The 3246-nt window shown below is 63.6% G+C and carries 5 protein-coding genes and 1 pseudogene; 3 read left to right on the top strand and 3 right to left on the bottom strand.

Annotation, left to right across the window (positions count from 1 at the left end):
* A pseudogene (locus tag WEA77_RS08770) lies at nt 1-204 on the top strand (NADH oxidase); the annotation flags it as partial.
* A 267-nt stretch (nt 205-471) separates the two neighbouring features.
* Here WEA77_RS08770 and WEA77_RS08765 read toward each other — a convergent pair.
* Both WEA77_RS08765 and gatC read right to left on the bottom strand, forming a co-directional pair.
* Nucleotides 472-600, bottom strand: a complete 129-nt coding sequence (locus tag WEA77_RS08765) for a hypothetical protein (protein WP_368067492.1) — start codon at nt 598-600, stop codon at nt 472-474.
* Nucleotides 601-680: 80 nt separating this feature from the next.
* Nucleotides 681-968 carry an Asp-tRNA(Asn)/Glu-tRNA(Gln) amidotransferase subunit GatC gene (gatC, locus tag WEA77_RS08760; RefSeq protein WP_368067491.1) on the bottom strand — a complete coding sequence of 96 codons (288 nt, stop codon included), beginning with the start codon at nt 966-968 and terminating at the stop codon, nt 681-683.
* Nucleotides 969-1038: 70 nt separating this feature from the next.
* Between gatC and ruvX the strand changes: the two genes are divergently transcribed.
* Both ruvX and WEA77_RS08750 read left to right on the top strand, forming a co-directional pair.
* Nucleotides 1039-1494 (top strand): Holliday junction resolvase RuvX, encoded by a 456-nt coding sequence (ruvX, locus tag WEA77_RS08755; protein ID WP_368067490.1) that lies wholly within the window; start codon nt 1039-1041, stop codon nt 1492-1494.
* Nucleotides 1491-2417 (top strand): AEC family transporter, encoded by a 927-nt coding sequence (locus tag WEA77_RS08750; RefSeq protein WP_368067489.1) that lies wholly within the window; start codon nt 1491-1493, stop codon nt 2415-2417. Before ruvX ends, WEA77_RS08750 begins: the two co-directional genes overlap by 4 nt.
* A 42-nt stretch (nt 2418-2459) precedes the next feature.
* Here the strand turns inward: WEA77_RS08750 and WEA77_RS08745 are convergent.
* Nucleotides 2460-3246: NAD(P)H-dependent flavin oxidoreductase (locus WEA77_RS08745; protein ID WP_368067488.1), on the bottom strand; the 787-nt coding region annotated here is incomplete at its 5' end.

Genomic DNA, 3246 nt, shown 5'->3' with positions numbered 1-3246 from the left:
TACCTCCTGACACCGTTCCTGCAGAAGGTTGGTCCGGAAGTGCGCGCCAGGATGCGCCAGCGCGTGGTGGACGAGCTGACGACGACATTTGCGAGCCACTACACGGCGGAAATCTCGCTGGCCGAGGCGCTCGATCTGAAGACGCTTCAGGCTTACAATGCCAAGGCGACGGGGACGAAGTACCTGATCAATCCGGCGAAGTAGGCGTTTCAGATCACCTGATAAACTGGCCGTCGTCCCGGGATTTGCGGAGCTGATACTCAGGGACCCAGACTAGCTTTTTTTCGCCGGGTCCGGTCTTCGCAGCAAGCTGCAAAACCGGGATGACGACAAGCGGCCGTTGCGAGGAGGGAGAGCGCGGGTGATGGACCCTCAGTGGCCTCCTGCCATCGAGGGCTTTCGCATACAGTGAAAGCCCGGGGTCTTGCCTCCTTCGGGGGCTGGCCGGGATTGATGAAAGGGCTCTGCGGATTACCGCTTCAGATGCTCCATGCCCTTGATGTCGCCCGGCTTCGCGACGGGGACGCCGAGCTTGGCTTTGACTTTTTCCGCTTTTGGTTTGCGGACTTCTTTTTTCGACTTCATTTGACCCTTGGCCATGGGTTCAGCCTCTCAGCAACCGGGCCATGATTGGCCCATGAGTGAAAGATAATTCGGTTCGGGCCGGAATGTAAGGCCGCTTACTCGACCGCTTTCGGCACGACGAAGAAGCCGTGCTCCGTGCGCGGGGCGTTGGCGAGGACCTGGTCCTGGATGTTGCCATCGGTGATGACATCGTCGCGCATCGGAAGCTTTGTTTCGACCACCGAGGTCATCGGCTCGACGCCCTCGACATCCACTTCGCTGAGCTGGTCGATCCAGCCCATGATGCCGTTCAGTTCGCCGGCCAGCTCGTCGAGGCGCTCTTCCGGCACCGCGATGCGGGACAGGCGGGCAACTTTGCGGACGTCGTCGCGGGTAACGGTCATGGGCCGACTCCTCTGGAAAGGCCCGATTACGCCATAGGCAAAGCCGCTTCAAGGCGGTATGTGCCCTGCGATGCCGGTAGTTGACCTCTTCGACCTGCCCGCGAAGGGCGTGCTGCTGGGCCTCGACCCCGGCACCAAGACGCTGGGCGTGGCGGCGACAGATGCAAGCCGCATTCTCGCGAGCCCGGTGGAGACCGTGCCGAAACTGAAGCTGGCCCCTGCCCTGACGCGGTTTTTCGAGATCTATGATGACCGGCAGGGCGCAGGGCTCGTCGTGGGCCTGCCGCTGAACACAGACGGCAGTCAGGGGCCGCGCGTGCAATCGGTGCGAACGCTGGTGTCGAACCTGCTGAAGGTGCGAGACATTCCGGTGGCCTTTCAGGACGAGCGCTACTCGACTGTGGCGGCGGACGAAATCGTGCGCGAGCTGTCGTTCACCGAGCAGCGCCGGTCCGACCGGATCGACGCCATGGCAGCAGCGATGATTCTCCATTCAGCGCTGGAGCGGCTGGGGAAAGGCGCATGAGCGCCTTTGCTGCGGCGCTGGTGCCGGTGATCCTGATTGTGGCGCTGGGGCAGTTCCTGGCGCGGCGGGGTTTTGTGCCACCAGAGGCGTTCCGGGCGCTGGACCGGCTTTCATTTCTGGTATTGCTTCCCGCCCTGATCATCCGGGCACTGGCAAATGCGGAATTTGACGGCGCGCCCTGGCTGATGCTGGGCGCGTTGATTTCGGCGCAGGTGCTGCTGGGCGCGTTCGGTCTGACGGCGCGCTTCTGGCCTGGCATGACGCGACCTGCAACTGGCACCATTGTGCAATCGAACGTGCGCTGGAACACGATCATCGGCCTGTCGCTGGGTGGACTGTTGTTCGGTGACGAAGGCCTTGCGCTGGTCAGCCTCGCGGCGGCGGCGATGATTCCAGTGGCCAACGTTATTTCCGTGTACGCACTGGTCAGCCATGCCCAGCGTCCGCCCGGCGAGAAGCCGCGCCCACTGCTGGCCTTGACACGCAATCCGCTGATCTATGCCTGCCTGATCGGCATTGCGCTGGCGAGCTTTGATTTGCGCCTGCCGGTGATCGCCGACGAAACGCTGAAAATGCTGGCGAATGCGGCGATTGCGCTGGGTCTCCTGAGCGCCGGCGCAGGCGTGGACCTTGGCGCGCTGACGCGGGCGGGTTTGCGCACATTCACCTGGTCTCTGGTGCGCCTGATCGGCCTGCCGGCACTGACGCTGGTGATCGGGCTGGCGATTGGCCTTGAGGGTTTGCCGCTGGCTATCGCGCTGATCTGCGCGGCGACGCCGACCGCGCCGAACTCCTATGTGCTGGCGCGGGAACTCGGCGGGGACACGACGCTGGCCGCCAACTTCATCGCCGCGCAGACAACGCTGGCGGCGCTGACGCTGCCGCTGACATGGCTGGTGATCTTGTTGCTGGGGGCGGTGTAGCCGCTGTCACCCCGGCTTTCGCCGGGATGACGAGCCGGAAGCTCAGGCGGTAACCGTCTGTTTACGGACGAAACCGAGGCCCTTGGCGAGGGCTGCGCGGGAGTCTTCGTATTCGCGCACCAGCTGGTCCACGAAGACCTGCGTGGGGACGCGGGCCTTGACGGCGCCGATGCCCTGCCCGCAGCCCCAGATGTCTTTCCAGGCTTTCACTTCGGTATTGCCCCCGGAGCCGAAGTTCATCTTCGAGGGATCGCTTTCCGGCAGGTTTTTCGGGTCGAGCCCGGCGGCGATGATTGACGGCGTGAGATAGTTGCCGTGCACGCCGGTGAAAAGGTTCGAGTAGGTGATGTCTTCGGCGCCGTATTTTACGATGGCGTCCTTATAGCCTTCCATTGCGTTGGCTTCGTCGCAGGAGATGAAGGCTGATCCGATATAGCCGAGGTCAGCGCCCATCGCGAGCGAGGCGGCAACGGCGCCGCCGGTGGCGATGGAGCCGGAGAGGGCCAGCGGGCCATCAAAGAATTCGCGGATTTCCTGGATCAGGGCGAAGGGCGAGAGCACGCCCGCATGGCCGCCGGCGCCGGTGCAGACGGCGATGAGCCCGTCGGCGCCCTTCTCGAGGGCTTTTTTGGCAAACCATGTGTCGATCACATCGTGCAGCACGATCCCGCCATAGGAATGGATGGCATCGTTGACATCCTTGCGCGCGCCGAGCGAGGTGATGACGACCGGCACCTTGAACTTCACGCAGGCCTCGATGTCATGCTCGAGGCGGTTGTTGGTCTTGTGGACGATCTGGTTGACGGCGAAGGGCGCGGCCGGACGGTCG

The organism is Hyphomonas sp., assembly GCF_040882205.1.
GTDB lineage: Bacteria > Pseudomonadota > Alphaproteobacteria > Caulobacterales > Hyphomonadaceae > Hyphomonas.
This window is presented reverse-complemented; position numbering and strand designations above follow the sequence as displayed.